The 26,344-nt window shown below is 58.7% G+C and carries 22 protein-coding genes and 1 pseudogene; 13 read left to right on the top strand and 10 right to left on the bottom strand.

Annotated elements, in window-relative coordinates:
- Positions 1 to 25 precede the first annotated feature (25 nt).
- The gene (locus ACFE0K_RS00530; protein ID WP_434534194.1) at positions 26 to 637 is read right to left on the bottom strand and encodes a TetR/AcrR family transcriptional regulator; all 612 of its coding nucleotides are present in this window, start codon (positions 635 to 637) and stop codon (positions 26 to 28) included.
- Between the two features lie 148 nt (positions 638 to 785).
- On the opposite strand from ACFE0K_RS00530, the gene ACFE0K_RS00525 reads away from it, so the two are divergent.
- From ACFE0K_RS00525 to ACFE0K_RS00515, 3 genes are all read left to right on the top strand, one after another.
- Complete coding sequence (locus tag ACFE0K_RS00525) at positions 786 to 1,712, top strand: ferritin-like domain-containing protein (protein ID WP_434534193.1); 927 nt, start codon at positions 786 to 788, stop codon at positions 1,710 to 1,712.
- A 72-nt stretch (positions 1,713 to 1,784) separates the two neighbouring features.
- Complete coding sequence (locus tag ACFE0K_RS00520) at positions 1,785 to 3,338, top strand: NAD(P)-binding domain-containing protein (RefSeq protein ID WP_434534192.1); 1,554 nt, start codon at positions 1,785 to 1,787, stop codon at positions 3,336 to 3,338.
- Positions 3,339 to 3,526: 188 nt separating this feature from the next.
- A complete protein-coding gene (locus ACFE0K_RS00515) occupies positions 3,527 to 5,455 on the top strand; it encodes a choice-of-anchor I family protein (protein ID WP_434534191.1) in 1,929 nt (642 codons plus the stop codon).
- A 185-nt stretch (positions 5,456 to 5,640) separates the two neighbouring features.
- Here ACFE0K_RS00515 and ACFE0K_RS00510 read toward each other — a convergent pair whose 3' ends face one another.
- Positions 5,641 to 5,943: a DUF1244 domain-containing protein gene (locus tag ACFE0K_RS00510; protein ID WP_434534190.1), complete on the bottom strand. Its 303-nt coding sequence runs from the start codon at positions 5,941 to 5,943 to the stop codon at positions 5,641 to 5,643.
- A 130-nt stretch (positions 5,944 to 6,073) separates the two neighbouring features.
- Between ACFE0K_RS00510 and ACFE0K_RS00505 the strand changes: the two genes are divergently transcribed.
- The 3 genes from ACFE0K_RS00505 to hemH all read left to right on the top strand — a co-directional run bounded on the left by ACFE0K_RS00505 (position 6,074) and on the right by hemH (position 8,552).
- Entirely contained in the window at positions 6,074 to 6,844 is a 771-nt protein-coding gene (locus tag ACFE0K_RS00505; protein WP_434534189.1) for a hypothetical protein, read from the top strand.
- A gap of 96 nt (positions 6,845 to 6,940) precedes the next feature.
- Complete coding sequence (locus ACFE0K_RS00500) at positions 6,941 to 7,348, top strand: acyl-CoA thioesterase (protein WP_434534188.1); 408 nt, start codon at positions 6,941 to 6,943, stop codon at positions 7,346 to 7,348.
- A gap of 112 nt (positions 7,349 to 7,460) precedes the next feature.
- Positions 7,461 to 8,552 (top strand): ferrochelatase, encoded by a 1,092-nt coding sequence (hemH, locus tag ACFE0K_RS00495; protein ID WP_434534187.1) that lies wholly within the window; start codon positions 7,461 to 7,463, stop codon positions 8,550 to 8,552.
- Positions 8,553 to 8,665: 113 nt separating this feature from the next.
- Here hemH and ACFE0K_RS00490 read toward each other — a convergent pair whose 3' ends face one another.
- Together ACFE0K_RS00490 and soxR are read right to left on the bottom strand one after the other, a co-directional pair.
- A complete protein-coding gene (locus ACFE0K_RS00490; protein ID WP_434534186.1) occupies positions 8,666 to 9,685 on the bottom strand; it encodes an isocitrate dehydrogenase in 1,020 nt (339 codons plus the stop codon).
- 122 nt (positions 9,686 to 9,807) lie between these two features.
- Positions 9,808 to 10,257, bottom strand: coding sequence for a redox-sensitive transcriptional activator SoxR (soxR, locus tag ACFE0K_RS00485; protein WP_434534185.1), 450 nt, complete (start codon positions 10,255 to 10,257; stop codon positions 9,808 to 9,810).
- Positions 10,258 to 10,458: 201 nt separating this feature from the next.
- On the opposite strand from soxR, the gene ACFE0K_RS00480 reads away from it, so the two are divergent.
- Positions 10,459 to 11,421: an ABC transporter ATP-binding protein gene (locus ACFE0K_RS00480; RefSeq protein WP_434534184.1), complete on the top strand. Its 963-nt coding sequence runs from the start codon at positions 10,459 to 10,461 to the stop codon at positions 11,419 to 11,421.
- Positions 11,422 to 11,426: 5 nt separating this feature from the next.
- On the top strand, positions 11,427 to 12,188 hold the full coding sequence (locus tag ACFE0K_RS00475; RefSeq protein WP_434534222.1) for an ABC transporter permease: 762 nt from the start codon (positions 11,427 to 11,429) through the stop codon (positions 12,186 to 12,188).
- A 106-nt stretch (positions 12,189 to 12,294) separates the two neighbouring features.
- Here ACFE0K_RS00475 and ACFE0K_RS00470 read toward each other — a convergent pair whose 3' ends face one another.
- Genes ACFE0K_RS00470 through ACFE0K_RS00460 form a run of 3 tightly spaced genes read right to left on the bottom strand, consistent with a single transcriptional unit; the run spans position 12,295 to position 14,452 of the window.
- Positions 12,295 to 12,654, bottom strand: coding sequence for a hypothetical protein (locus ACFE0K_RS00470; RefSeq protein WP_434534183.1), 360 nt, complete (start codon positions 12,652 to 12,654; stop codon positions 12,295 to 12,297).
- Positions 12,655 to 12,659: 5 nt separating this feature from the next.
- The gene (locus ACFE0K_RS00465) at positions 12,660 to 13,601 is read right to left on the bottom strand and encodes an alpha/beta fold hydrolase (RefSeq protein ID WP_434534221.1); all 942 of its coding nucleotides are present in this window, start codon (positions 13,599 to 13,601) and stop codon (positions 12,660 to 12,662) included.
- Positions 13,601 to 14,452, bottom strand: coding sequence for a CPBP family intramembrane glutamic endopeptidase (locus ACFE0K_RS00460; RefSeq protein WP_434534182.1), 852 nt, complete (start codon positions 14,450 to 14,452; stop codon positions 13,601 to 13,603). Before ACFE0K_RS00460 ends, ACFE0K_RS00465 begins: the two co-directional genes overlap by 1 nt.
- 107 nt (positions 14,453 to 14,559) lie before the next feature.
- Here ACFE0K_RS00460 and ACFE0K_RS00455 point away from each other — a divergent pair, with 107 nt between their 5' ends.
- Entirely contained in the window at positions 14,560 to 15,372 is an 813-nt protein-coding gene (locus ACFE0K_RS00455; protein ID WP_434534181.1) for a helix-turn-helix domain-containing protein, read from the top strand.
- Positions 15,373 to 15,510: 138 nt separating this feature from the next.
- Here the strand turns inward: ACFE0K_RS00455 and ACFE0K_RS00450 are convergent, their stop codons facing one another.
- Entirely contained in the window at positions 15,511 to 16,461 is a 951-nt protein-coding gene (locus tag ACFE0K_RS00450) for an AraC family transcriptional regulator (protein ID WP_434534180.1), read from the bottom strand.
- A 688-nt stretch (positions 16,462 to 17,149) separates the two neighbouring features.
- Here ACFE0K_RS00450 and ACFE0K_RS00445 point away from each other — a divergent pair.
- The 4 genes from ACFE0K_RS00445 to ACFE0K_RS00430 all read left to right on the top strand — a co-directional run bounded on the left by ACFE0K_RS00445 (position 17,150) and on the right by ACFE0K_RS00430 (position 23,644).
- The gene (locus ACFE0K_RS00445; protein WP_434534179.1) at positions 17,150 to 18,334 is read left to right on the top strand and encodes an efflux RND transporter periplasmic adaptor subunit; all 1,185 of its coding nucleotides are present in this window, start codon (positions 17,150 to 17,152) and stop codon (positions 18,332 to 18,334) included.
- Positions 18,335 to 18,422: 88 nt separating this feature from the next.
- Complete coding sequence (locus ACFE0K_RS00440; protein WP_434534178.1) at positions 18,423 to 21,617, top strand: efflux RND transporter permease subunit; 3,195 nt, start codon at positions 18,423 to 18,425, stop codon at positions 21,615 to 21,617.
- Positions 21,610 to 23,019 carry an efflux transporter outer membrane subunit gene (locus ACFE0K_RS00435; protein ID WP_434534177.1) on the top strand — a complete coding sequence of 470 codons (1,410 nt, stop codon included), beginning with the start codon at positions 21,610 to 21,612 and terminating at the stop codon, positions 23,017 to 23,019. The genes ACFE0K_RS00440 and ACFE0K_RS00435 overlap by 8 nt, the downstream gene beginning before the upstream one ends.
- Positions 23,020 to 23,284: 265 nt before the next feature.
- A complete protein-coding gene (locus ACFE0K_RS00430) occupies positions 23,285 to 23,644 on the top strand; it encodes a DUF4189 domain-containing protein (protein ID WP_434534176.1) in 360 nt (119 codons plus the stop codon).
- A gap of 53 nt (positions 23,645 to 23,697) precedes the next feature.
- Here ACFE0K_RS00430 and ACFE0K_RS00425 read toward each other — a convergent pair whose 3' ends face one another.
- The gene (locus ACFE0K_RS00425) at positions 23,698 to 25,824 is read right to left on the bottom strand and encodes an IgaA/UmoB family intracellular growth attenuator (protein WP_434534175.1); all 2,127 of its coding nucleotides are present in this window, start codon (positions 25,822 to 25,824) and stop codon (positions 23,698 to 23,700) included.
- 116 nt (positions 25,825 to 25,940) lie between these two features.
- Positions 25,941 to 26,344: pseudogene (locus ACFE0K_RS00420) on the bottom strand (saccharopine dehydrogenase); the annotation flags it as partial.

Below are 26,344 nucleotides of genomic sequence, written 5' to 3'. Positions count from 1 at the left end.
AGAGGGGCTCCTACAGCAGGGCTTGTCAGCCTGCCAATTCCGCCTTCTTCTCCACGTAGCTGGCGAGAATATCCCCGAACACCGTCGCCAGCTCCTCGAAGCTTTGTATCGGGTTGTCCTCGGACAGATGTCTGACCACGGTGAAAATGCCGCCGTTGATATAGAAATAAGCCACGGTGGGGATATTGGGTAGCTTCAGTAACTCCGGGTGGTGCATCAGGTACTGGGTGAACAGTTCCATAAGGGCGCTGTTAATCGGTGACTGGTAGATCACCATGTCCATGCTGAAGGCGTGGCGGGCGCAGCGTAGGTAGAGCTGATTGTCCTCTTCCAGAAAGTCGCGAAAGCTGAACAATAATTTCTCGATAGCCTCGCGGATATCCAGACGCACCAGTTCCGGAATCAGCGGTTTGATCAGGTCCACGGTGTCACTGACAAAACGCTTGCTGGCCGCATCGATGATGGCGTCCTTGTCTTCAAAATACTCATACAGTGAACCCACGCCAATGCCCGCTTTTTCTGCGATTTGTCTCGCAGTGATAGCGCTTGGGCCATGGTTGGCGATGGAGATCAGGGCAGCCTGGACAATGGCGTCCACGGTGGCTTTGGAGCGTTGTTGTTTGGGTTTGCGAGCCATGGGGTTATCCGAGTTGAATCCGAACGAGCATTCGCTTTATTGTTACATCAACCAATGTGACAGTAAATAATTTTGTCACCAGTGACGGTGCGCCGGGCATATCGGGCCCCTCGTCTCAACTCGCAGAATAATCCGTAAGGAGTGCATCATGGCTTCCATCGATCTGGACAAAATGCTGACCAAAATCAAAAGCACCCAGTGGGCCCTGTCGGATATCGACTGGGACGCCCCGGGTGCCGAACTGATTACCGAAGAGCAGTGGCCCAAGCTGAAAGATTTCATGGCCGACCTGATGTGGATTGAGCACGTGGGCGCCCGGGCATTTGCCGCCATGGCCAAGAAAGCCCCCACCGATACCCTGCGCCAGATCTATACCTACTTTCATGCCGAAGAGCAGCGCCATGCCAATGCCGAAATGGCACTGATGAAGCGCTGGGGCATGCTTGAAGGGGATGAGATTCCCGAGCCAAACATCAATTTGCGGCTGGTGATTGAATGGCTGGATCGTTACAGCGATGAAATGCCGGTGTATGTGCTGGGCACGGTTGTGCCGATGCTGGAAATTGCTCTGGACGGAGCCCTGTGTACCTTCCTGCTGGAGACCGTCAAAGACCCGGTTTGCCACCAGGCGTTCGAAAAGATCAACGACGATGAGTCCCGTCATCTGGGCGTGGGCTTCAGCGTGATGGAAATGCAAGGCCGCGGGAAAACCTTTATTGGTGCCACCAAAATGCTGGCACCGTTGCTGGATCCGCGCCTGATGCTGGGCATCGCCTCCTATGTGCCGCTGCTCAATAAAATGCGCGACAACATTATTACCATGGGGCTGCCGGAAGAGCGGCTGTATGCGGCCATGGCCAAGTTCGAGAAAATTGGTGGTCGTACCGAAGATGGCCGTCGTAACCCCTGGTTCCAGGTGATTCGCCAGCACGCCAAGCTTGTGGTGAACCGGCGTAATCGTGCCTATCACGTGCCCGTGGATGGCATGGTGAAACTGACCGGCCTGATTCCGCGCCGGGCGCTGCCTGCAGTGCCTTCCTGGGTCAAAGAGCTGACTTACCAGCCCACTGCCTGAGATAACTCATGACGGCGCGCCATGTGCATTGTGTCCATGGTGTGGCCACCTGATTGCTGAAGAGATTCTGTTATGACTACATCCTCTGCCTCCCCGAAAAAGGCCCCACGCAAGGCGGCGACCCGCAAGCGACCCCCCACGGGAAAGCGCGCGGCGGTAAAGAAAACACCCGCCGTAAAACCGGCAGCGGTGTTGATCGTGGGGGCGGGATTTGCCGGCCTGGGGATGGCCATTCGTCTGAAGCAGGCAGGCATTAAGGATATCGTGATTCTGGAGCGTGCCAATGCAGTGGGCGGCACCTGGCGAGACAATCAATATCCTGGGGCCGCCTGCGATATTCCCTCCAATCTGTATTCGTATTCGTTTGCGCCCAACCCGAACTGGTCACGGAGCTTCTCGGGCAGCGAGGAAATTCTCGGCTATATCCACCATCTGGTGGCCGAGTTTGAGCTGGAGTCGTACATTCGTTTCGAGAAGAACGTGGAAGACCTGTCCTTTGATGAAAAGAAAGGGATCTGGACAGCGACGACCGACAAGGGGGAACAGTTTGCCGGTCGAGCCGCGGTGATGGCTCAGGGACCGTTGTCCAATTGCAGCTTCCCGGCCATTACCGGTATCGAGGATTTCAGAGGCCACAAGATTCACAGTGCCCGCTGGGATCACGAGTACGATTTTACCGGCAAGAAAGTGGCCGTGATCGGTACCGGTGCCAGCGGCATCCAGATTATTCCCGAACTGGTCAAACAGGCGGGCCACGTGAAAGTGTTTCAGCGTACGCCGGGCTGGGTGCTGCCGCGCCCGGATTTTGCCACCCCGGCATGGAACAAGAAGCTGTTTGAAAAACTGCCAGCCAGCCAGCAGGCCATGCGTAATCTGCTCTACTGGACCCATGAGAGCATGGCGTTGGCGGTTATCTGGAAGTCCCCGCTGACGCGCATTGCCGAACGGGTGGCGCGCCTGCACCTGCGTCGCCAGGTGAAAGACCGTTGGCTGCGTCGCCAGCTGACTCCGGATTTCACCATTGGCTGCAAGCGGGTGCTGGTGTCCAACGACTACTACCCGGCCCTGCAAAAAGACAATGCCAAGCTGATTACCTGGCCTATTGCCCGCATCAGCGAACAGGGTGTCCGCACCGTGGAGGGCATCGAGCACCAGGTGGACTGCATTGTCTTTGCCACCGGTTTTGACGTCAGTCACTCCGGCACTCCATTCCCGGTGAAAGGCCGTGGCGGTCGAGTGCTGGGGCAAGAATGGCAGGGCGGAGCTCAGGCCTACAAGAGCATCAATGTGTCCGGGTACCCGAACCTGTTCATGACCTTCGGGCCCAACTCGGGGCCCGGCCATAACTCGGCGCTGGTGTACATGGAATCCCAGCTCGACTACGCGGTGAAAGGGGTCGAAAAAATTCTCAAGGATGATCTGAAAATGCTGGACGTGAAAGAGGACGTACAGCGCCGCCACAACAAGGCCATACAAAAGCGCCTGGCCCGGACCAACTGGAATTCCGGCTGCAAAAGCTGGTATCTGACTGAGGATGGCTTCAACGCCACCATGTACCCGGGTTTCGCTACCCAGTACGCGGCCCAGATGGCAGAATTTGAAGAGCGCGATTACGAAACCGTCTGACCTCCTCGGTCTGGTTTCTTCCGGTGAACGCGGCTCCTGGCCGCGTTTTTTTTTGCGGCGAGGGGCATGTTCTGGGGCACCTTCCTGCTTCTGCCATAAAAGCATCACGCTTTTGACTCAGTCGCTTCACCCCGTCCGGCTATAACCCCAAGGATCATTCAAGAATACGAACCGTTGGGGAGTTCACAATGACATCCTGGTATAGCCTGGGGGCCGGCGTAGTGCTGGCGACCGCCTTGACCGCCTGTGGCGGTGACAGCAACGATAACAATGCTACTGCCGGTGGCGAGCAAGTGAAAACACCGGATAGCCTGCGCTTGTCTTTTCTGAGCCGCTACGAATCAGGCAGCTTCGATGCCTCTGCGGCGGAAATTCCTGCTTTTGATAGCGCCAGCCAGCGCCTGTTTGTGGTCAATGCAGAACAGGGCGTACTGGACGTGCTGGACCTCAGCGACCCGCAACACCCAGAGAAAATCGGTTCGTTGAGTGTTGGTGAGATTGCGCCGGGTGCAAAAGTGAACAGCGTGGCGGTAAAGAAAGGGCTGGTCGCCATTGCCGTAGAAGCTGACCCGAAAACGGCCAACGGCTTCGCCGCCCTGTACCGGGCGGATGACCTGGGCCTGCTGGGCAGTGTAGAAGTTGGCGCCCAGCCGGATATGATCATCTTTACCCCGGATGGCAGCAAGGTACTCACCGCCAATGAGGGTGAGCCTAGCGATGATTATCAGATTGATCCGCCGGGCTCCATCAGCATTATCGATATCAGCAATCCACAGGCTCCCCAGGTAAATAACGCGGATTTCAGCGCTTTTGATGCCGATGTATTACGCGGCATGGGCGTGCGCATCTATGGCCCCGGCGCTGATGTGTCCATGGATCTGGAGCCGGAATACATCGCCATGTCTGCGGACGGCAAAACCGCCTGGGTGACCCTGCAAGAAAATAATGCCCTGGCCAAGGTCAATATCGAGACGGCTACCGTTACCGATATCCTGCCGCTTGGAGAAATCGATCGCAGCGTGGAAGACTTCGGCATTGATGCCAGCGATGACGATGAAGAGATCAACATCCAGACCTGGGACGGTGTCGTGGGTCTGTACCTGCCTGACGCCATTCATGCCTACAGTGCTGGCGGCAGTACCTACCTGGTCACTGCCAACGAAGGCGACGCCCGCGCCTGGGGTGAGGATAACGATGCTTACTGGGGTGAAGAGGGCGAGGGTTGTACCGGGGATGCCAGTCAGGGATTCGTGGAAGAATTCCGCGTCAAGCATCTTGTCCATGCCAGTGGCTTTGATCGCCGTTGCGGCGATGATCTGCCTCCCCAGCTTCGCGAGCTGAGCGCTGGTGCGCTGTTGGACCCGACGGTGTTCGCCTACTGCGGTGCCACTGCCGGGGATCCCGGTGATTGCCGCGAAGACGATGTGCTGGGCCGCCTCAACATTACCTGGACGATGGGCTACAAGACCGATGCAGCGGGTGATCCGGTCATGTACAGCGATGCAGGTGCGGTAGACCCGGCCGGTACCCGAATCATGTATGACACTCTGTACAGCTATGGTGGCCGCTCCTTCTCCATCCGCGATGAAGATGGCAACCTGGTATTCGACAGCGGTGATCAAATCGAACAGTTCCTGGCCAGCGACGAATGCCGGCTGGGCACCAACCGTAGTATTGCCTGTCAGGATTACTTTAATAGCGGCCATGATGAAATCAATGCCATGGACAGCCGCAGTGATGCCAAGGGACCGGAGCCGGAAGGCCTGGCCATCGGCGCCATCGGCGACAAGACCTTCCTGTTCCTGGCGCTGGAGCGCATGGGCGGCATCCTGGTCTATGACATTACCGATCCTCAGCAGCCCCAGCGGCTGGATTACCTGAACAGCCGTAACTTCTGGGGTGGCGGAGGAGATGGCGAGGACATCGAAGACCTGATCGATGATGGCCTGCTGGCAGAAAGCGATGTGGGCGCCGTAGTGGGAGATCTGGGACCGGAAGGACTGGTGTTCATCTCCGCTTCCGATTCACCCAATGGTATGCCGTTGCTGGTGGTGGGTAACGAAGTCAGTGGTACCACCGCTGTCTACCAGGTGGAAATGCTATTCGACGAGGAGTAATTCTCGTTAGCCATATCGAGGCGGCCTGTGGGCCGCCTTTTTTATGGTGCATCGTAAACTGGCGGGAAGTCGGTATCAGGCGTCAGACGCTGAACCTTCGTGCTGTGAGCAAGGCTGCCAGGATAAATCCTGAACCGCGTGAAAATCTTGTTCCCACGGTGAAGCCTGGAAAACGCCAGAACGAGCTATTTCTTCTGCCTGGCTTCGAATGCTGCCAGTTGTTCCGGGGTCGCCGGTGTCTGGTATTGCGCTTTCCAGTCGGCGAAAGGCATGCCATATACCCATTCCCTGGCGGCGTCATAATCCAGTGCCACCTGGCGCTCATCCGCAGCGGCAACCAGCCATTTTGACAGGCAGTTACGGCAGAAGTCCGCCAGTATCATCAGATCAATATTTTGCACTTCCTTGTGTTCGTCCAGATGCTGCAGCAAGCGGCGAAAGGCGGCAGCTTCCAGTTCGGTGCGTGTCGCTGTATCCAGCGTGGTCATGGGCTTCTCCTGCAAATGGGGGCAATCATGATACGGGCTGTAAATGGCGGACGTCGACGCCGGGCTCTTACCGTGCATACTATAGGGCAGATTGGGATTCCCATATTGAAACGCGCAAGGAGGAAGGGCGATGTCATTGAAACGAGGCGTAGCGGTTATCGGTCTGTTTTTGGCGGCAGCATGGTTGGTCAGCTGCGGTATGAACAGTGAAGAAAAGCGTCTGGCGGCCGCCATCGACCAGGCGTTGCAAACCCGGGACCTGGGTTACTGGCAGGTGGGTGATCTGGATATCGCAGACCAGCGAAACAACAAGACCGGCCCCGAGGAAATTACCACCTACAAGGTAGAGGCGGTGCTGGCTCTACAGAGCCCGCTGCGTGAGGTGCGCTATGTGGATGACATCGGCCGGCGCGTGGTTACCCGCACGGCGATGAAGGCAGGTGAAGAACGGGAGCTGACCGCTTCTGTACAGGTCATCAGCGGTAATGGTGAAGAAAACATGGTGACCACGCTGGATGAGCAGGCCCTGCCCCGCGGCATGGTGGCGGACGATTTCGAGCGCCGCTTTGAAGGCTGGCAGGTCATTGCTGAGGACAGCGATGAGTTTGCCGATCTGGAAGAGGAGCTGCAGGGCAAACTGGATGACAGCCTGTCCGCCATGGCCGAGGCAGATCACACCCTGCGCCAGATCCAGGTTCAGTTAATGGCTGCGCGGGCCGAACTGGCAGTGCTGGAAGAAAATGCCGAAGCCGTCGGTGGACTGGGTGAGCCCATGGAGAAGGCCGGCCAGGAGGTGGAACCCCTGATTGAGCGTGCGGAAGGGCAAGAGGCATCCCGCGACAGTCTCGGCGAAGAAGTGGCTCGGCGCAAAAAGGCCCTGGCCAGTCTGCGCGGAGAATAAGATGGCGGCTTGCCGGCCTGGGTGCTGCTGAAAGATTCAGGCCGGGGGGCGTCTCGGGTATCATGTCGTCCCCGCAGTCCCCATGAGAGCGTTCCCATGTTTGAACTCACCGTCACGCCCCGCTTTTACGAAACCGATGCCTTTGGTCATGTGAACAACACCGTGGTCACCGGCTGGTTCGAAACCGGGCGGGCGCCCCTGTTTCAGCTGTTTGGTGGCGTGAATGATCCGGCCTCCCTGCCACTGATTCTGGCCCGGGTGGAAGTGGATTTCGTCGGTCAGATTTATTACGGCAGTGATGTGCAGCTGCGTACCGGCATCGAGAAAATCGGCAACAGCTCCTTCGTGGTGGCCCAACAGGCCTGGCAGAACGGCAAACTGGTGGCCCGGGGCAAGGCCGTGCAGGTCTACTTCGAGCACGACAAGCAGGCCTCGGCACCGATCCCCGATGAATTTCGTCAGGTACTGAGCGAGCATCAGGGGCCGCTGGCAGAGACCCTGTAATTTCCGGTTCCGATCATCAGACTGATAGTCATGACACGCATGTCACCTTGACGCCGCAGCGCTACACTATCGGCCACACTGATCTCCCCAACATAACGGCAGCGAGGAATGGATGGCTTATCAGGGGCAGAATAATTTTGATCACCGCCAGGCGCAGAAACTGGGCGTGCTGGTCACCAATCTGGGTACGCCGGATGCACCGGAGACCGGGGCCCTGCGGCGCTATCTCCGCGAATTCCTGTCTGACCCGCGGGTGGTGGAAGTCCCCCGGCTGATCTGGTTTTTCATCCTTCACATGGTGATTCTGGTGATCCGCCCACCGCGTTCTGCCCATGCCTATAAAAGTGTCTGGACCGATGCGGGTTCCCCGCTGATGGTGCACACCCAGGCGCAGTGCGCCGGCATACGCGAGCGTCTGCAGCACAAGTTCGGTGACGACATCGAAGTACGCTTCGCCATGCGCTACGGCAATCCTTCCATTGCCAGCCAGTTACAGGCCATGGAAGAGGCGGGCGTGCGCAAGCTGGTGGTGCTACCCCTGTATCCGCAGTACTCGGCGTCCACCAATGCCTCTACCTTCGACGCCATTGCCAGGGACTTCATGCAACGCCGCTGGCTACCGGACCTGCGCTTTATCAGCCACTACCCGGATTACCCGCCCTACATCGAGGCCATGGCCAATCACATCGAAGCATTCCGCGCTGAACACGGCACAGCGGACAAGCTGATTTTCAGCTACCACGGGATACCGAAAAAATACCTGCTCAATGGCGACCCCTACTTCTGCGAATGCCACAAGACCTCGCGCCTGCTGGCGGAGCGTCTCGGTCTGGGTGATGACGACTGGCTCACCACCTTCCAGTCCCGCTTCGGCCGTGAGGAATGGCTCAAGCCCTATACCGACCACACCCTCATGGCGCTGCCGGAGCAGGGCGTGAAATCGGTGCAGGTGTTTTGCCCGGGCTTTTCCTCCGACTGCCTGGAAACCCTGGAAGAAATCGACGTGGAAAACCGCGGCTACTTCGAGGAAGCCGGTGGGGAAGCGTTCGGCTACATCCCGGCACTGAATGCAGAACCCGACCACCTGGACGCCCTTACCCAGCTAATTGAAGAGAACCTGCAGGGCTGGGAGCTCCCGGAAAATGATGCGGTGGGACTGAACGAACGCCAACAACGAGCTCGCCAACAAGGCGCTGACCGCTAGTTCACCTCAATTTTCTTTGTCCCATAACGTAAGAGGCCGCACCCATACATGGGCGCGGCCTCTTGCATTTCAGGACAGGAAAACCTGCCCCGCGAACTGTTCACCATTCACTGTTAACTGTTTTGCTCCAGCCTCCGCACCAGCTCATCGGTAAACTCGCTGGTGCTGGCGCGCCCACCCAGGTCCGGTGTGACCACCTCGCCTTCGCCCACTACCTGGCGCACGGTGCGGCGCAGTTGTTTGGCCTTGTCGTGCATTTCGATGTAATCGAGCATTAGGGCGCCGGCCAGCATGATGGCGGTGGGGTTGGCGATGCCCTGGCCGGCAATGTCCGGGGCGCTGCCGTGGACCGCTTCGAACAGGCCGCCATGCTCGCCGATGTTGGCGCCGGGGGCTACACCCAGGCCGCCGATCAGGCCGGCACACAGGTCGGAAAGGATGTCGCCGAACAGGTTGGTGGTGACGATCACATCGAAGCGGTGCGGATTCATGGCCAGCTGCATGGCGCAGGCGTCCACGATCATTTCTTCATGCTCAAGCTGCGGATAGTCTTCGCGCACCTTGCGGGCCACGTCGAGAAACAGGCCCGAGGTGGACTTCATGATGTTGGCCTTGTGCACCACAGTGACCTTCTTGCGGCCCTGTTTTACGGCTGTTTCATAGGCAAAGCGCAGCAGGCGCTCGGATTCGGTGCGGGTGATACGGCTGCGCAGCTCGGCGGTTTCGCCATCGTCGCTGACGGTCTGGCCCAGGCCGGAATAGATGCCTTCGATGTTTTCACGCACGGTCATGATGTCCACGTTGTCATAACGGGATTTCACCCCGGGAATGGACAGGGCCGGGCGCACATTGGCGAACAGGTCGAAAGTCTTGCGCAGGGTCACGTTTACCGAGGTGAAACCGCCGCCTACCGGTGTGGTGATGGGGCCTTTCAGGGCCAGGCGGTTGCGTCGGAGCACGGCCAGCGTTTCTTCCGGTACCAGCTCCAGTCCTTTATCCAGCGCTGTCTGGCCGGCAATGGCGTATTCGAATTCGAGTCCGCAATCCAGAGCTTTCAGTACCCGTACCGTGGCATCCACGATATCCGGTCCGATTCCGTCGCCGGGAATAACGGTTACGGTGTTCTTGTTCATACTGCCTCCTGATTGCGGAAAGGGTCTTGCAGGAATCACATTGTGCCCGCTGCAGATGGCAAAATGAATGCCGACCAAGGTCGGAAGGGCTGCCGGCGGCGGCTCTGAAAGCGCAAAAGCCCCTAGAAATGTGGCCCCGGGCCTTTCTCGGACAGGGTGTCAAAGGGATTGCGCAGCCGGCAGGCCTTGATGGACAGGCAGCCGCAGCCGATACACTCATTGAGCTGGTCGCGCAGCACAGTCAGGTCATTGATGCGCTCGTCCAGGTGCCCGCGCCATTTTGCCGACATGCGCTTCCAGTCGCGGGCAGTGGGGCTGCGGCCATCGGGTAGTTCGGCCAGGGCCTCGGCAATTTCCACCAGCGGGATACCGATGCGCTGGGCTACCTTGATGACGGCGACTCGGCGTAATACATCACGATGGTAGCGGCGCTGATTGCCGGCGCTGCGCGAGCTCTGGATCAGGCCCTTCTTCTCATAGAAATGCAGGGCGGAAACGGCTACGCCGCTGCGTTCGGCGACCTCTCCCACGGTGAGGGCCTTGAAGATGTCGTCTGCACAGGTCAGCGTCATGGGGATTCCTTTGCTATGTCGGTTGACCTTAATCTAACTTGAGGTCTTATGCTGTCAAATTCTGGTCGTTGATGCCAGCGAGAGGGTGCTATTTCGGGCATAATGTGTCGGCCTGAGGGAGCCTCTGAATAAAGCCTTGCATGCTGAGTACGCAAGGCTCTATTCAGAGGCTCCCTGGCAGGTCCAATGAAGGAGAAACTGGTGAGTGCTGTCATTTCCGTGAAAGACCTGAACAAGATCTATCAGGGTGGCTTTCAGGCCTTGAAGAACATCAATCTGGATATTCACGCCGGAGAGATCTTTGCTCTGCTGGGCCCCAACGGGGCCGGCAAGACCACCCTGATAAGCATCGTCTGTGGCATCGTCAATCCTTCCAGTGGCACCGTGCTGGCGGACGGTTACGACATCGTTCGTGACTACCGGGAAGCGCGCAGCGCCATCGGGTTGGTGCCCCAGGAGCTGTCCACTGATGCCTTCGAGACCGTCTGGGATACCGTGAGCTTCAGTCGCGGCCTGTTCGGCAAACCCCGCAACGATGCCCATATCGAAAAAGTGCTGAAGGTGCTGTCTCTGTGGGACAAGCGGGACAACAAGATCATGATGCTGTCCGGCGGCATGAAACGGCGCGTGATGATTGCCAAGGCCCTGTCCCACGAACCCAAGATCCTGTTTCTGGATGAGCCCACTGCCGGGGTGGATGTGGAGCTGCGCCGGGAAATGTGGGAAATGGTGCGCCAGCTCCGTGAGCAGGGTGTCACCATCATTCTTACCACCCACTACATTGAAGAAGCCGAAGAAATGGCCGACCGGGTGGGTATTATCCGTGAAGGCGAGATTATCCTGGTGGATGACAAGGCCCGTCTGATGCAGAAGCTGGGCCGCAAGCAGCTCACCGTCCACCTGGCCGAGCCACTGCAAAGCCTGCCGGCCACGCTGGATGACGACGCCCTGGCGCTGTCGGAAGACGGTTACGGGCTGGTCTACACCTACGATGCCAACCAGGAAACCACCGGCATCGCCGAGTTGCTGCGGGCACTGAATGCTGCCGGTATCGAGTTCAAGGATCTGCATTCCCGGCAAAGCTCACTGGAAGATATTTTTGTGGATCTGGTCCACAACGGCCAGCCTGCCGCTGCCAACGCTAGTTCAGCCGGAGAGGTCTGATGAAATTGAACATGTACTCCATTCGTGCCATCTACAAATTTGAAATGGCGCGGACCTGGCGCACCCTGATGCAGAGCGTGGCGTCGCCGGTAATCTCCACCTCCCTGTATTTTGTGGTGTTCGGTTCAGCCATCGGTTCGCGCATGGTGGAAATCGATGGGGTCAGCTATGGGGCCTTCATTATTCCCGGCCTGATCATGCTGTCGCTGATGACACAGAGCATTTCCAATGCCTCGTTCGGCATCTATATGCCCACCTTTTCCGGCACCATTTATGAAGTGTTGTCGGCACCGGTTTCCTATGTGGAGATCGTCATTGGTTATGTGGGGGCAGCCGCTACCAAATCCACCATCCTGGGAATACTGATCCTTATTACCGCCAGGCTGTTTGTGGACTACGAGGTGCAGCACCCGTTCATGATGATCAGTTTTCTGCTGCTCACCGCGATTACCTTCAGTCTGTTTGGTTTTATCATTGGTATCTGGGCAGATACCTTTGAGAAGTTGCAGATTATTCCGCTGATGATCATCACCCCGCTGACCTTCCTGGGCGGCAGTTTCTACTCCATCGACATGTTGCCACCGTTCTGGCAAACCGTGACCCTCTTCAACCCTGTGGTCTACCTGATCAGTGGTTTCCGCTACAGCTTCTTCGGCAGTGCTGACGTACACATCGGCATCAGCATCGGGATGACCCTGTTCTTCCTGGCCATTTGTATCGGGCTGGTGTGGTGGATATTCAAAACCGGGTATCGACTCAAAAGTTAAAGTAGTTAAAGATCGCGCAATACTGTTTTTTAAATCCAAACGACATTAATCACGCCCAACGGATGGGCGTGATTAATGTCTTGGCGGTGGCTGTGAATCCACGAGATCAGACGGTGATTTCAATGATGTGGCTGATCAGTAATGGCACTGTTCCCCACGCTACGGCGAGCACAATCACCAGCGTGCTGATGTTGATCGAGCGCAACCTGCCAGAGGAAAAACTCCAGGCATGGAGGACGCTGCTGTTCAGTACCTCATAAATCAGACCGAACGTGAAGCCTGCTGTAAAACGGGCGATATGACTGTCGAAGATAAGCGCGATACCGCCACAGAAAATCCCGAACATGACCACGATATTGCCAATGGCCAGCCATGGGGATTTATATTTCCAGAGTGAAAGCCGGGACGCCAGGAGTTCGCCGATGCTTCCAATAACAATGCCCATAAAGATTGCCTGGTAGAACATATCGGTCAGGACTCCGGCGTGTTGGCAAAAAAATGACTTAATGTCCTGGCGGAGTCTTCCGGCTGCTCAATTTGCGGATAATGCCCCACTCCGGGATAGGTCACGAGTTCCGCGTTCTTGATTTCATTCTTGAAAAGATGGGCGTGCCGTACTGGAATAAGATAGTCATTCTGCCCCCACATGATCAAGGTGGGAACGGCTATGCTGCCCAGCTTGGCCAGGGCGTCATAGGGTGGTTTGAAAGGACGAAGTGCGAGAATGCTGGCCCTGTTATCTGCCATGCGGCTCATTTCAAACGCCCTGTCTATCCATTGTTCGTGTATCACATTCTGGTTGTCGACCAGTTGCGACAAGGCCTGCCTCACCAATGATCTGGAGCCTGTGCATCTGACAATGAATCGAATGACGGGTGTTTCCGCTAAACGGAAGCCCAGTGGTTTGAGACGCGGTTCTGCAGACTGATTAAAGCCGGCAGCAGCAATGAGTGTTAGCGAGGCGGTGGATTGCGGGTACATCAGCGCGAATATCCAGGCCGTTGCCCCTCCCAGAGAGTGCCCCACTACATGAACGTGTTCTACATGGATTGCGTCCAGAAATTCCTTGAGGAATTTGGCGCGGCCTGACAGTGAATGATCAATCTCTGGATAGGAACCGGTAAGGCCCATGCCTGGCATGTCCAGGCGCACAACGCGGAACTCCTTCCCAAGAAAAGGTTGCCACTTATCAAAATCAAACAATGAGGCCATGAATCCATGAATCAGGATGATGGTGGGGCCATCCGGATTACCCTGGTCCTGATAATGCACATGGGCTCCGTTGGGCAGTTTGATAAATCGGCTTTCCGGCGAACGGTGGCGTTCAATGATTGTCTCTCTGGGCAAATCCCTGTTCATCAAAAATGCCGCTGTCAGTAATAGAACGCCAAGAATGAGATAAAGAAATAACATCACGATGCACCTTGTATGCTGGCCTGCTTGCGTGGATAGAAGAGGTGTATCAACAGCAGGGTAGACAGAGCGATGAGTATCCCGGCAACGCCCCAGTGGTTGCTGATAAGGAAGGCGTTGGGTTGGGCTAGCGGGTTATACAGGCCGATGGTTAATGCATTGAAAAATGCGTGCATCATGATGGCTGGCCACAGGCTTCTGGCCGCTACACGGGACCAGGCCATGATGCTGCCCCAACAGGCGAGAGAGGCGGTGAACATCAGGCTGCCAACCACAGGCTGATCAGGGAACACCCAATCAAGCATAACGACCATGGGAATATGCCAGGCACCCCAAATAAGACCGCTCGCGAAGATGGAGACGCCGGTTGAAAGGCGGTTTCGCAGGGCATCAAGCAAATAGCCACGCCACATGATTTCTTCTGTGGTCGCATTGAAAAGATGCAACAACGGCGCCAGGCACAGCAGATACAGGAAGTAATTGGGAAGGCCAAGGAAGGGGGCAGGGAGCCAGTCTTTGAGTGCATAGTGCCCGGTAAAGCCCTCCAGTGGGCGAGTGTTACCGTTGATGTAGGCCAGGGTAATAGCGGATAGCACCGCAAAGGTTGCCAGCAGGCTCAAGGCGATCACCAGTTTAAAGGCCGGTTTCTTGAATAAGCCCAGCAGCTGACGGCGGTAACTCCCGGTAGCGGTCAGGACAATAATGCCGGGAATAATCTGGCATAGACCGAATACGAGAAAGGGGACCTGGGTGATCCCGCCTTCCCGAGCCACAAGCAGGCAAAAGAGGATTTGCGCTGCAAACGTTGTCATCATGATGGTGATCAGGTATCCAGGTTGGAAAGCACGCATTTTGCCGATTCCTGTCAGGTTTCGGTGCACAATAGAGCGGTCTTTCGGCCAGGCCTATTACCTGGTTGGTCATAGAAAATCGGTGTAAGCACGATAGGATGCCTGAGATGAATGGATACGGTGATCTTTTGCGTACCTGGCGTAAGGCTCGTGCTTTGAGTCAGTTCAAGCTGGCGGAATTCTCCGGCGTTTCCCAGCGCTACCTGAGCTTTCTGGAAACCGGGAAGGCGCACCCGACACGCGCGATGGTCTTGTGCCTGTCCGAGTATTTAGGGGTCGCCCGCCTGGAAACAAATCGTATGTTGCTGGCTGCCGGCCATGCGCCCCTCCCACAGCTTGAAACAGGTATCCGCCAGGATGAAGAAGGACTGCGTGCGGCATTGAAGGCACTGCTGGATGCCATTAATCCGGTGCCCTGTGTGGTGGTGGACAGAGCCTGGGATATGGTTGACCACAATGCGGGGTTCGAGCGGTTGATCGGACAGTTTGTCGACCCGGTAACCGTCTGGTCTGACATGGCAAAAGGTAAACCCCGTAATCTGGCTAGACTCTTTTATCACAAGGAGGGGTTGTGCTCTTACGTCGCCAATGGCTCGTTGATAGGTCGCCAGACAATTTTCAGGCTTTTGCGCGAACAGCTGGTGCAGCCGCATGATGATGCGCTACACGAGCTACTCAAGGAGCTGTTGGAGTCGCCGCTGATGCCCGACGACTGGAGGAATATGTTGCAGCAAAAAACCGGGCTATCCGATGCCGGGTTGCCCCAGTCTTATGAGTTACAGATGCAGGGTGATACGGGATTGCTTCGCTTCGCCGTATTACTGGCAACTACCGGCACGGAGCTGGATTTGTCAGAAGCCAGTTTCCGGCAAGTGACGTTCCTGCCGCTAGACGAAAAAAGCCATCAATCAATACAGTAATGAGCTTCCTGGCTAGCGGGATACTATTTTCTAGATCCAGACGATAGAGGCCGCGCCCAACCACTGGGCGCGGCCTCTATCGTTGCATCCAAGAAAACGTTTGCCGCGTAGTTATCCATTCTCAATTATCAATTGCCCCTACGCGCTTATCTGCTCTCCCCGCAACTTCAACACATCCGCTTTCGGTGGGGCGCCGAACATGCGGCTGTATTCGCGGCTGAAATGGGAGGGGCTTTCGTAGCCTACCCGGTAGCTGGCGGTGGCCGCTTCCAGGCCTTCGGTGAGCATCAGGCGCCGGGCTTCGTAGAGGCGCAGTTTTTTCTGGAACTGCAGTGGCGACATGCGGGTGACCTGCTTGAAGCTGTGAAACAGGGTGGACTCGCTCATGTTGGCTTCTTCTGCCAGTTCCTTCACTCGCAATGGTTCGGTGTAACGGCCGCGCAGGGTGGAGATCACCCGGGAAATCCGGTTGGCCTGGGAGTCCGCAGCCACGAACTTGCGCATGCGCGGGCCCATCTCGCCAATCAGTGCCCGGTAGATGATTTCCCGGCGTGCCAGCGGTGCCAGCACCTGAATATCGTCCGGGGAATCCAGCAGGCTCAACAGTCGATACAGGGCGCCCTGCATGCGTTCGTCCATGTAGGACATACACAGGCCGCAACTGATTTCCGGGCAGGGGCTGTCCGGGTCGAAGCTGGCCACCTTGTCGCCCAGTTCCAGTACCAGATCGGTCACTTCCTGCGGGTCCACGGTAATCTTGGCAGCCAGATAGGGGCGATCCTTGCAGGCATCGACGATCTGCCCCTGTACTGGCAGATGCACGGAACTGGCCAGGTAGCTCATGGGGCCGTAGACAATTTCGCGGTCGCCGAGCTGAATGGTCTTGGTGCCCTGCAGAATAAAAATCAGCGAGGGTTCATAGACCGTTGAACCGCACGCCGTCAGCCCGTCGGAACGGTACAGCTCCACGCCGCCGATGGCAGTGGGGCTCATGCCGCTGCCGTCAGCCCAGCGGCCGACGATGTCGGCCAGTTGCTGCTGGGGGCCGGCGCTGAGATTGCGGGGTAACTCCGGGGTTGTCACGGTCATGGCCTGTCCTCCTGTTGCCGGCAGTATACGCAGAGCGCTGCCGGCCCGTGTGCCCATTGAGTCACTTTCTGCAGGATCAGGCAATCACTGCGCAGAAACCGGCAACCCGCCGTGGCTGCGCTGCGGGATATGACAAGTCGGGATCCTGCCGCCTGACTTGCCCGTAAGACTTGCTTGCGTACCCGGTGCGTATGCCGGAATCGGCTTTGTGCAGTCTTTTGGGGAATGCTGGGGGAGACACTGCTTTTTCCTTTCGCTGCTGTCACTTGCCTGAAATTACAATGAAAGCGCAAATTCATATTGGCTAATTGCTCCCTCGTTTCGGCCGCTTTGTGGCCTGCCTACAGAATCAGGCAATCTTCACGCAGTAACCCGCTACCGTCATCGCGCCACCGCCCCGTATCTTGTTTGACCTGTCAGGTAATCGTTTTCTCAGCCCTGCGGCACTTTGATTGGCGTACGTCATCAGCTGCGGCCAGAGAGAAAACCTATGGCGGGGATAGCAAGAAGCCGGGGTCGATGTTTGTTGACCTCAACTTAGCTTGAGGAAATAAAGTCGCTGATCTGTTGGGAGGATTCTGTTCGTCTGAGAACGAATCAACCCGATATTTTTTTGCACTCTGTCGAATATTGTCGCGCGTATTCGATAATTCGGCAGAGCTGGGTGGTGATAACAGGAGTTGCGGAAATGGAAAGTCTGAGTGGAGAAAGTGCCAGCGGTGCCGGTGTCTACTGGGGGCTGTTGGTCGCGTTGATGGCAGCGGTGTTTCTGGCCGGTTGTGATGCCCGCAGCGAAGGTGGGCAGCAGATGCCGCCGCCGGAAGTGGATGTGGCCCAGGTGATTGCCGAGCCGGTAACCCTGTGGGAATCCTTTACCGGTCGCGTGGTGGCACCGGAAACCGTGGAGCTGCGGCCGCGGGTCAGTGGCTATATCGACCAGGTGGCGTTCGAGGAAGGGGAACTGGTGAAGGCTGGAGACCTGCTGTTCCAGATCGATCCGCGCCCTTACCGGGCTCGCCTGCAGGCGGCCCGGGCGGAACTGGAGCAGGCCAGAAGCCAGCTGGAACTGGCAAGCAGCGAAGCGGGCCGGGCGAAAACCCTGCTGGAAAGCCGCGCCATTTCCCGTGAGGAATATGACCAGCGCAGTGCTGCCCTGCTCAGCGCCAAGGCGCTGGTGAATGCAGCACGGGCGTCGGTGGATACCGCTGAACTGGATCTGCAGTACACCCGCGTTACCGCGCCGGTGGATGGTCGCACCGGTCGCGCCATGGTCACCCGTGGCAACCTGGCTAACGCAGACCAGACCCTGCTGACCACGCTGGTGTCGGTGAATCCCATGCATGTGTATTTCGAAGCCGATGAGCAATCCGCGTTCGAGAGCCTGCAGGTGCCCGGCGCGGGGAAGTCCGCCTCGGTGCGGATCGGCCTGTCCGGGGAAACCGGGTATCCGCACCGTGGCACGCTGGATTTTATCGACAACCGTCTCAACAGCGGAACCGGCACCTTGCAGTACCGGGCGGTGCTGGACAACACGGCTGGCATTTTTAAACCGGGCCAGTTCGCCCGGGTGGAAATGCCGGTGGCAAAACTGGATCGCGCCCTGCTGGTCAGCCGCAAGGCGGTAATGACCGACCAGGATCGTCGTTTCGTCTACGTGGTGGATGACAACAATCAGGTGGCGCGCCGTCAGGTGACACCGGGCCGGTCGGTGGACGATCTGCTGGTGATCCATAAGGGGCTGGAGAACGGCGACAGGGTGATCGTCAACGGTATCCAGAAAGTGTTTGGCGATGGCATGCCGGTGCAGCCGAATCAGGTGGCCATGCGCGCCAGCAACGACGAGCAGTCCGCCATCGCGGTGGCCCAGCCGTAATTAATCAACGCCGGGCAGTCGCCCGGCGTTACCAAGGGAACGACAACGCGCAGCAGTGCCATGCCACTGCTGACAGGAGTCTTTTGCCATGAATTTCTCGCGTTTCTTCGTCGACAGACCGATTTTTGCCGCGGTGTTGTCGATCATCATTTTTGCGGTGGGCCTGATCTCGCTGCCCAGCCTGCCGGTGAGTGAATACCCGGAAGTGGTGCCGCCGTCGGTGGTGGTGCGCACGGTATATCCCGGTGCCAACCCCAAGGTGATTGCCGAAACCGTGGCCACGCCGCTGGAAGAATCCATCAACGGCGTCGAGGGCATGATGTACCTCAAGTCCGTGGCCGGTTCCGATGGCGTACTGCAGATGACGGTGACCTTCCGCCCGGATATCGATGCGGACGATGCTACCGTGCGGGTGCAAAATCGGGTCAGCCAGGCGCTGGCGCGCCTGCCCGAGGATGTGCGGCGGCAAGGGGTAACTACCCAGAAGCAGTCGCCCACCTTCCTGATGGTGGTGCACCTGACCTCCCCGGACGGCCTCTACGATACGCTTTACCTGCGCAACTATGCCCGCCTGCATGTGCGTGATGCGCTGGCGCGGATTCGTGGTGTGGGCGATGCCCAGGTCTTTGGTGGTGGTGACTACGCCATGCGTGCCTGGCTGGACCCGGACAAGATTGCCGCCCGCAGCCTGACCGCCGGGGATGTGGTGGGTGCCATGCGCGAGCAGAACGTGCAGGTCTCCGCCGGCCAGCTGGGCGCCGAGCCCATGCCGAGCAGTGATTTTCTGACCCTGATCAATGCCCAGGGGCGGCTGCGCACGGTGGAAGAGTTCGGTGACATCGTCATCAAGAGCGGTGCTGACGGCGAGATCGTGCGGCTCTCGGATGTGGCCCGCCTGGAGCTGGGCGCTGGGGATTACACCCTGCGTGCGCAACTGGATAGCAAGGATGCGGTGGCCATCGGTATCTTCCAGGCCCCCGGTGCCAACGCCCTGGAAATCCGTGATCAGGTGGTCAGCACCATGGACGAAATTGCCACCCGGTTCCCGGCCGGGGTGGAATACGAAACCGTCTATGACACCACCATCTTTGTCAGCGATTCCATCAAGTCGGTGATCAAGACCCTGCTGGAAGCGGTGCTGCTGGTGGTGCTGGTAGTGACCCTGTTTTTGCAGACCTGGCGGGCGTCCATTATTCCCCTGCTGGCGGTGCCGATTTCCATCGTAGGGACGTTCGGCGCGCTCTATCTGCTCGGCTATTCCATCAATACTTTGACGTTGTTCGGCCTGGTACTGGCCATCGGCATTGTGGTGGACGACGCCATCGTGGTGGTGGAAAACGTGGAGCGGAATATCGAGGAAGGGCTGACGCCCCTGGCCGCCGCCCACCAGGCCATGAAGGAAGTGTCCGGGCCCATCGTGGCCATCGGCCTGGTTCTGTGTGCGGTGTTTGTGCCCATGGCATTTCTGGATGGTGTTACCGGACAGTTCTATCGGCAATTCGCGGTGACCATCGCCATTTCCACGGTGATCTCCACCATCAACTCGCTGACCCTGTCGCCGGCGTTGGCGGCCATGTTGCTCAAGCCTCATAGCGCACCGAAGGATCGCCTTACCAAAATCATCGATGCCCTGTTCGGCTGGTTGTTCCGGCCGTTCAACCGCTTCTTCAATGCCAGCTCCGAGCGTTATCAGGGTGGCGTCGGCCGCTCCCTGCGCCACCGCGGTATGGTGTTCGTGATCTATGCGCTGTTGCTGGCAGGCACCGGGTTGATGTTCAAGGTGGTGCCGCCGGGCTTTATTCCCACTCAGGACAAGATGTACTTGATCGCCGGCGTAAAACTGCCGGAGGGAGCCTCCCTGGAACGGACGGATCAGTTGCTGCAGCGGGTGGTGGATATCGGTATGGAGACCGAGGGTGTATCCCATGCGGTGGCCTTCCCGGGGCTCAATGCCCTGCAGTTCACCAACACCTCCAATACCGGCCTGGTATTCTTCCCGCTGGCGCCGTTTGATCAACGCAGTCGCAGCGCTGCCGAGATCAATGAAGAGATCAACGGCCGCATCGCCGGTCTCAAGGAAGGTTTTGCCTTCTCCTTTATGCCGCCACCGATTCTCGGTCTGGGCAATGGCAATGGCTACCAGATGTTCATCGAAGATCGTGGCAACCTGGGCTACGGAGAACTGCAGAACGCGGTGAATGCGTTCCAGAATGCGATAGCACAGACGCCGGGCATGGGCTTTCCCATCACCAGCTACCAGGCCAATGTGCCGCAGCTCAATGCGGAAGTGGATCGCGAACGAGCCAAGGCCCAGGGCGTCCCGCTCACCGGGCTGTTCGATACCCTGCAGACCTATCTTGGCTCCACCTACGTGAACGACTTCAACCGTTTCGGTCGCACCTGGCAGGTGATCGCCCAGGCGGATGCGCCGTTCCGTGACAGCGTCACCGACATCGCCAACCTGAAGACCCGCAACATCCATGGCGAGATGGTGCCCATCGGTTCCATGGTGACCATCAGCGAGGATTTCGGCCCGGACCCGGTGCTGCGTTACAACGGCTATCCGGCGGCGGACCTGGCCGGCGAGGCGGACCCCGGCATGCTGTCCTCGGCCCAGGCCATGGAGGTGCTAAGCAACATCGCCGAGGAGGTGCTGCCCGCTGGCATGACGTTCGAATGGACCGACCTGAGTTACCAGCAGGCCACCCAGGGCAATGCGGCGCTGCTGGTGTTCCCGTTATCAATCCTGTTGGTGTTCCTGGTGTTGGCCGCCCTGTACGAAAGCTGGACCCTGCCGCTGGCAGTGATTCTGATCGTGCCCATGTGCATGCTCTCGGCACTGCTCGGCGTGTGGTACTTCGAGGGTGACAACAACATCTTCGTGCAGGTGGGTCTGGTGGTGCTGATCGCGCTGGCCTGCAAGAACGCCATTCTGATCGTGGAGTTTGCCCGCGAGCTGGAACTGCAGGGCATGGGCGTGGTGGATGCAGCGCTGGAAGCCTGCCGTTTGCGGCTGCGCCCCATCATCATGACCTCCATCACCTTTACCGCCGCCGTGGTGCCACTGGTGCTGGGTAGCGGTGCCGGGGCGGAAGTGCGTCAGGCGCTGGGTGTAGCGCTGTTCTTCGGCATGCTCGGGGTGACGATGTTCGGGTTGTTCCTGACCCCGGTGTTCTATGTGGCGTTGCGCAAACTGGCCGGCGGCAAGCGACCGGTGAGCCAGCACGAATCCACCATGGACGGCGACCCCCATGGTCAGAGAGAAGGAGAAAACCATGCGTAAGTTGTCGATTGCCACCGCCACCCTGTTGCTGAGTGCCTGCGCGGTGGGGCCGGATTATGAAACGCCGCCCACCCCGGAGCCGGCAGTGTTCCATGCCGCTGGCGAAACCACAGCTTCCCGTGAGCAGGCCGAGCAGCAGTTCTGGGCTGGTTTTGAGGATCCGCTGCTGGGGCAGCTGATTGAGCAGACCCTGGCTGCCAACCACAGCCTGCAGGCCGGTCTGGCGCGCTACGACCGGGCCGCGGCGTTGCTGTACGGCGCCAAGCGGGAGCAGTGGCCCAGCATTACCGCCAGCGCCAGCGGTGCCGAGCAGCACCTGGCGGATGTGGAGCGAACCCCGCCCGGTGCCGGCCCGGAACGGGTGGAGCTTTACCAGGCCGGCATCGCCGCCAACTGGGAGCTGGATCTGTTCGGTCGCCTGCGTCGGGCCACCCAGTCGCAACGGGCCCAGCTGCAAGCCGCCGGTGCGGATCTGGGGGCGCTGCAAGTGGCGTTGGTGGGGCAACTCGCCAGTAGCTACTTTGAGTTGCGTGGCCTCCAGCAGCAGTTACAGGTGGCCGAGCAGAACGTGGCCTTGCAGGAAGAAACGCTGGCCATTGTGTCGGCGCGGGTGGATGCCGGGCGCGGTACCGAGTTCGACCGGGTTCGTGCCCGTTCCCAGCTGCAACGCACGCGGGCAGAGCTGCCTACCCTGCGCGCCGGTATCCGTGGCGCCATGCATCGCATCGCTGTGCTCACCGGCCAGACGCCAGCAGCACTGATTGCCACGCTGGCGCCCGATAGCGGTTTGCCGGAGACGTTGCCGGTGATTCCGGTGGACAGTCCCGGTGATGTGCTGCGCCGTCGCCCGGATATTGCCGCGGCGGAACGGCGACTGGCAGCGGCCACCGCGCGCATCGGCGTGGCCACGGCAGACCTGTTCCCGCGCTTTACCCTCAGTGGGTTGCTGGGGTCGGTGGCAGCGGACAGCAGTGACCTGTTCACCGGCCCCGCCGACACCCGGCGGGTAGCGCTGGGCATCGACTGGACCTTCCTGGATCACGGCAAGGTCAAGGCGCGCATTGATGCCGCCGACGCGGATAGCCGCGCCGCCCTGGCGGACTACCAACAGGCGGTGTTGTCTGCCCTGGAAGACACCGAGACCCGTCTGGTCCGTTACCAGCGAGCCCGTGAGCGGGCCGCGCATCTGGAGCAGGCGGCAGAGGATGCCGAGCAGGCCGCCGAGCTGGCCCGCACCCGCTATGAACGTGGTTTTATCGGTTACTTCGAGGTGCTCGCCGCCGAGCAGGAACTGACCGCCACCCGCGATGCCCGGGTACGCAGTCAGACCGATGTGGTGCTGGCCATGGTGGACGTGTATCGGGCCTTGGCCGGCGCCCCGACCCCCAAAGCCGAGCAGTAGAACCGTAGGGTGGATTAGCCTGAAAGGCGTAATCCACCAGCCTGCCACAAGTGGTGGATTACGCCCTGCGGGCTAATCCACCCTACCTCTCTGTTTCCTTCGGTCGATCGCTTATACCTCATTTAGGGGATGTGGCCGTTGCTGTCGGCGCTTACTCTGGTCTTACATGGGGGCGCTGGTATCGGGATATCTGCTGGCCTGACCCATGATCACGTTTATCGTGTCGAGCGTGGGCAAACGGATTTCATACAATGAGAGGGTCATCATGAAAATTCAGAGTCTGGTTTTGCTGTTATCCATGGCGATGGCATCGGTTGCCGGAGCGAACGGTGCCCTGGCCATCGACAGTAATCAGGGGGATCAATACGGCTTCAGTTATGATTACGGCAGCATGTCCGAAGCGCAGAGTCGTGCCTTGAGCGAATGTGGCTATGGCTGCCGGGTGGTGCAGACTTTTTCGTCTGGTTGCGCGGCCTATGCCGCAGACCAGGCGCGGGGCAGCACGGCCTATGGGTGGGGCACCGCCTACAATGGTGGCCAGGCACAAAATACTGCATTGCAGTACTGTCGCAGCCAGGGTGGCCAACAGTGCATGGTGCGCGCCTGGGGATGTAACTCGAACTAACCGCTGGCGGGCCATCAGGGCCCGCCACACTTGTTTTTAGCGCCTTCTACTCATCACGCGTAGAAGGCACTAATGGCCTCGTCTCTTTTGCGGCTCTGCAGGAAGCGGATCACGGCCAGCAAGCCATGGCCGAGCAGAAGACCGCTGGCCAGCAATAGCCACAACACATTGATCAGCGATTCCTTTGCCGTGTCTCTGTTGCGGGTCAGATCCAGGCTGAGTACCGGGCTGGAGCCGTCGTCATTCTGGTATGCCGTTACCATCCCCTCCAGCTGAAAGGGTTCTCCCTCCGGGTTGTCGATCATGGTGAGCAGGCCGCCGAGCATGGCGTACCTGTCATAGCCACTCAGCGTTTCCAGGGCGGGAGGCAGCCTACCTTGCTCTACCTGGATCAGCACTCCCCCTTGCTGGCTGCCGGCAATCTCTTGCGCGATCGGGATACTGCGCTCGGCGTTGAGAGTGTCGACCAGCTGGTGAATGCGTTTTCTCAGTGAGCGGGCCAGGGTTTCACTGGTGACGGCGGTGACGGGTTCGTCGCTATCCTGGCGTGCCATAACCTGTTCCCTGAGAGCAGGCCACTGCTCCGGGTTGCTATCCAGGGTGAATGCCAAACGCTCCAGTATGAAACGCTGGGTGCGCTGGCATTGGTGGCTGATGTCCGGGCTGACATCGTCCGGCCCGCAGGCCGCATCCAGTGCGTCGATAATGGCGGGCAGATTGCTGAACATGACCGGGCTGCCATCACGATAGGTGTTCCAGCCCTGCATGGTGGCGATCAATGACAGGTAGCGGTCTTTCTCGGTCAGCAACAAGTCCCGGTCCTGTAGCTGCTTGATCACTGGCGGTGGTGCCTGAGGGTTGGCTTGCGGAGCGTCGGCGCCCCAGTAGAGATGCCGGCAGTTGAATGCGGGATAGTGACTGTCTGTGTCCACGGCACAATGGCCGTTACCGTTGAGGCTGATCAGGGTGCCGGGGGAGGGCGGTTGCTTCAGTAGCGCCCCGGGGTCCTGAAACGTGACCATCCCGGTGCCGCCAAGCCAGTGGCCGGTAAACAGCACATCATCGACGGTCTGGCTGGCATCGCTGAGCGGAAACAGCAGGGCAATGGCGCCGACGATGGCGAGGGTCAGATGACGTCCCCAGTAGACCGGAGGAAAGCGGCGTACTTCCTGATCCAGCGACATCCGGTTGCCGTAACTGACGACGCTGTAATCGTCGACCCGGATGGCCATCTCCTGGTTCTGGCCGTCTTCGTAGGTAATAAAGGGGCGCCAGTGGTCCGGCAGGTTGAAGCCGATACTTTCGTTGAGCGTGACGGATATCTGCACGTTGTTGTGTTCGTCCACGCCCACCGGAGTCAGACGAATCTGCCCGTAGACCTGGTTGACCTTCAACGGTTCGCCGGGGGAGGGATGACGAAAGAATTGATAGAGGGCGAACAGGGCGGCCAGCAGGCTGACCGACAGGCAGATCGTCAGCACCAGGGTGGTATCGGCGGCCAGGGAAATAGCGAGGCAGACGAACACAATCGTCCAGAGAAAAGCGGGTAGCAAGGCCGCGCCGCGACCATGTCGGGCTTCCATTTCCGCGTCGCTTTCCTGTCGCTGCTCGCGGATGGTCAGTGAATCGCTCCGGTCGTCTTCTGTCTCGTTGTCATCGGCATTAAACACCCGTGACAGCTCACCGTATTCGCCGCTTTCCCACTGGTTTTGTTTCTGTTCACGGCGCTGTTCTCGCTCTTCTCCTTCGGCAAGGGAGAAGTCATCGTTGAGCGCAATCACGATGGCCTGCTTCTCGGCCAGTACTACCAGGGCGTCATTGTGTTCGCGGAGAAAATAGTCCGCATCGTAGGGCAGCAATACTTCCACGCCACCGATGGTGTCATGCCAGACCGTATTGCCATTGGTTTCCAGGCCATGGCGCAGGTAGGGGCCACTGAGCGGGTAGACCTCGTTGCTGGTGAGTTCGCCCAGGGTTTTGCTTTCCGCCTGGGCAATGATCTTGCCGAGCAGGCGATGCTCGGCGGCATCCAGATTCCGTTGCGGTGTTGTTTCCTGGCGAAAGGTGGCGAGGGTTTTCAATGAGGCTTTCTTGCGACTCTGATAGACGATGACGCTGTAAATCGTAGAGCCGAGAAGAACGAGTATGAGGAGGATTTTCAGTATGGCCAGCGCTTCCATGGCAGTCCCTTCCTGTGTGAAAACCGGGAAGGATACGGATTGGCCATAACTGTGGCATCCGCCAATGGCGGAAATTGCTGTGGGCTGTGACTGACGTCACAGCCCGTTTTGTGATGTCAGTCGATCACGGTGAAGGTCATGCCGGCTTTTTCCTGCAGACGCTTGAGCAGCGAATCGCCGAGCAGGGACGCGGTGGTCCAGAAACCGCCAGCGGCATCCGCCGGCACATCCTGCGCCAGGCAGGCTGCAGCCTGGCCGAGCAGCTTGGCGGTGGAGCCGTAGCCCGGGTCCGCATCGCCGGTCACTTTCACCCGGATGCTGTCGTCGCTGTCGGTAACCCCTACAAAGCTGATGTCGTCGACGCCGCCTTTCTGGCCTTCCGGGCTGGGGCCCTCGCCGGGCTTCGGCCCCACGAACTTGTTCAGCAACCAGCGGGTGTGCTTGATGGCGCCGTCCGTAAAGAACCGGCCGCTGCCGGTTCCTATCCCCCGGGCTTTCTTAATCCCGCCCATGCCCTGCC

Source organism: Alcanivorax sp. (genome assembly GCF_051117345.1).
GTDB lineage: Bacteria > Pseudomonadota > Gammaproteobacteria > Pseudomonadales > Alcanivoracaceae > Alcanivorax.
This window is presented reverse-complemented; position numbering and strand designations above follow the sequence as displayed.